The 2,630-nt window shown below is 64.1% G+C and carries 3 protein-coding genes; 1 reads left to right on the top strand and 2 read right to left on the bottom strand.

What is annotated here, in order from left to right; translation table 11 throughout:
- The coding region (locus RIF85_RS15595) for an SDR family NAD(P)-dependent oxidoreductase (protein ID WP_309072814.1) at nt 1–713 on the bottom strand (713 nt) is incomplete at its 3' end.
- Nucleotides 713–2,095, bottom strand: coding sequence for a GntP family permease (locus RIF85_RS15590; RefSeq protein ID WP_309072813.1), 1,383 nt, complete (start codon nt 2,093–2,095; stop codon nt 713–715). The genes RIF85_RS15595 and RIF85_RS15590, both read right to left, overlap by 1 nt.
- A gap of 92 nt (nt 2,096–2,187) precedes the next feature.
- Between RIF85_RS15590 and RIF85_RS15585 the strand changes: the two genes are divergently transcribed.
- Nucleotides 2,188–2,630, top strand: a 443-nt coding sequence (locus RIF85_RS15585) for a GntR family transcriptional regulator (protein ID WP_309072812.1), incomplete at its 3' end; no start/stop codon positions are given.

The raw sequence follows: 2,630 nt of genomic DNA, 5'->3' as shown, positions 1-2,630 counted from the left end.
GATGCATCGGACGACAGGTAGATGAGCGTTCCAACGAGTTCCTCAAACTTCCCCCACCGCTGGGCGGGGGTGCGGTTGATCACCCAGGAGTTGAAGGCCTCATCTTCAACCAGGGCACGGTTCATCTCGGTGGCGAAGTAGCCCGGGGAGATGGCGTTGACCTGGATGTTGTAACGCGCGAGGTCCGCCGCCATGCCCTTGGTGAGCATGGCGACGGCGCCCTTGGTGGCTGAGTAGGGTGCGATGGTCTGCCGGGCGAGCATCGACTGGACCGAACCGATGTTGATGACCTTGCCCGAACCACGCTCGGCCATACGCCGCGTTATCTGCTGGGAAACGTAGAAGACGCTGGACACGTTCGTGGTGACGATGGCGTCCCAGTCGGCCGGATCGAAGTCGTTGAACGGTGCGCGGCGCTGGATGCCCGCGTTGTTGACCAGGATGTCCGGCACTCCATGCTCGGCAACGAGCGCCTCGATGCCCTGTGCGGCGGCACCGGCGTCGGTGACGTCGAACGTGGTGGTCGCCGGCGTCGTACCGGTTGCTTCTCCGATGGAGTCTGCGGCACGCTGCACGGCTTCAGGGTCACGTCCGTGCACCACAACCCGCGCGCCTGCCTGCGCCAGGCCTGAGGCGAGGGCATAGCCCAAGCCACGGGAGGAGCCGGTGACCAGCGCAAGCCGGCCGGTGATGTCGAAGGTATTAACCGTCATCAGCCGATCCAGAAGACAACGAGGGTCAGCAGGAAACCGGCGACGGACTGGAGTGACTGCTGAACGGTCCACGTCTTCAGCGTGGTCTTCACATCCATGCCCATGAGTCGGCCGACCAACCAGAAGCCGGAGTCGTTGACGTGGCTGGCGAAGACCGAACCCGCAGCACTGGCGAGCACGACGGCAGCGATCTGGAGAGGGCTGAACCCGCCGGCCAGGACAGCCGGTGCCATGAGGCCCGCCGTCGTTACCAGCGCCACTGTTGCCGAACCCTGCGCAACGCGGAGGATCACCGCGACGACGTAGGCAGCCACGATAACCGGCAGGCCGACTTCTGCGAGCGAATCCGAGAGAGCGTCACCGATGCCGGACGCACGGAGCACGCCACCGAACATTCCGCCTGCACCGGTGATGAGGATGACGGAGCACACCGGACCCAGCGCGGAATCCAGCACCTTCTCCAGGGCCGTGCCGTTCTCACCGCGACGGTGACCCAGGACGGCGGTAGCGACAAGCACGGAGATCAGCAGCGCCACCGGTGATGAACCGATAGTGGTCAGGACCTGCACCCAGACCTGCTCATCGGCGTTGACGACGCCGGCAGCGTTCAGGTAGTCAAGCCCGGTGTTCATGAAGATGAGCACAAGCGGCAACAGCAGCATTGCCACCACGGTGGACGCCTTGGGCGGGTTGACGGGCTGGTCGTTGTCGATCGATCCGAACAGTGCGGGGACCGGAATGATGTACTTGGAGGAAACGAACTTGCCCCACAGGTAACCCGTGACGTACCAAACCGGGAAGGCGATCAGCAGGCCGATGAGAAGCACCAAACCGAGGTTCGCTTCGTAAAGCTCGGTGGCTGCCACCGGACCGGGGTGCGGCGGCACGAAGACGTGCATCACCGAGAAGGCGGTGGCGGCCGGGATACCGTACAGCAGGACGTTGTTGCCGCCCATGCGCCGGGCCACGGCGAAGATGATGGGCAGCATGACGATCAGGCCGGCGTCGAAGAAGATGGGGAAGCCCATGATGAGCGAGGCGAGGCCGAGGGCGAAGGGGGCGCGCTTCTCACCGAAGGCGCCGACCAGCTTGTCTGCGAGGACCCTGGCGCCGCCGCTGTGTTCGACCATCTTGCCGAGCATCGCTCCGAGACCGATGAGCAATGCGACAGATCCGAGCGTTCCGCCGAAGCTCGATACGAGCACGTTGACGATCTCGCCGGTAGGAATTCCAGTGGCGAACGCTGTCACGAGGGAGACTAGGACCAGTGTGAGGAACGCGTGTACCTTGAACCTGATGACCAATATGAGGATGAGGGCGATCGCGCCCGCGGCAATCCCCAGTAGAGGCCCCGCCCCCAGCGTCTGGGTGAAATTCTCCATACGATTCTCCATTGATTTCCGGGGCCCAGGCAGGGCGAAATGACGATTCGCCTCGTAGTCTGGCACACACTTCAATGCAGGAGCAAGAAAAGGTGACATCTTTGCATGGTGCGGCGTCTTCACTGCCCGCGTCGTCCGCGCAGGCCGGGTCGGCGGCACCTGCCCCCGTACTGCATAACTCGGTTCTTGAGCGCGTCGGCATTGAGATTGCTCAGGGGATCAGGCCGACGGGCAGCGTGATCACCCTTGCCCGGCTCGAGGAGGAAACCGGCGTCTCCAGGACCGTTCTCCGCGAGATGATGAGGATCCTCGAGTCGATGGGCATGATCGAGTCCCGCCGGCGCGTCGGCATCACGGTACTTCCCGTCAGCGCCTGGAACGTCCTCGATCCCCGGATCATCCGGTGGCGACTCATGGGATCCGAACGCGTCGCCCAACTCAGCCGCCTGACCGAGATGCGGCTGGCACTCGAACCCACTGCTGCCCGCCTCGCCGCCACCCGCGCAACCCCTGAGGTGGCCAATGAGCTGCTCGA

The sequence above is a fragment of the Arthrobacter sp. genome, assembly GCF_031179385.1.
Taxonomy (GTDB): domain Bacteria; phylum Actinomycetota; class Actinomycetes; order Actinomycetales; family Micrococcaceae; genus Arthrobacter_D.
This window is presented reverse-complemented; position numbering and strand designations above follow the sequence as displayed.

What these genes read in the sequence shown, in the direction of transcription:
- RIF85_RS15590 (WP_309072813.1), bottom strand. Translation starts at nt 2,095, where the DNA reads ATGGAGAATTTCACCCAGACGCTGGGGGCGGGGCCTCTACTGGGGATT.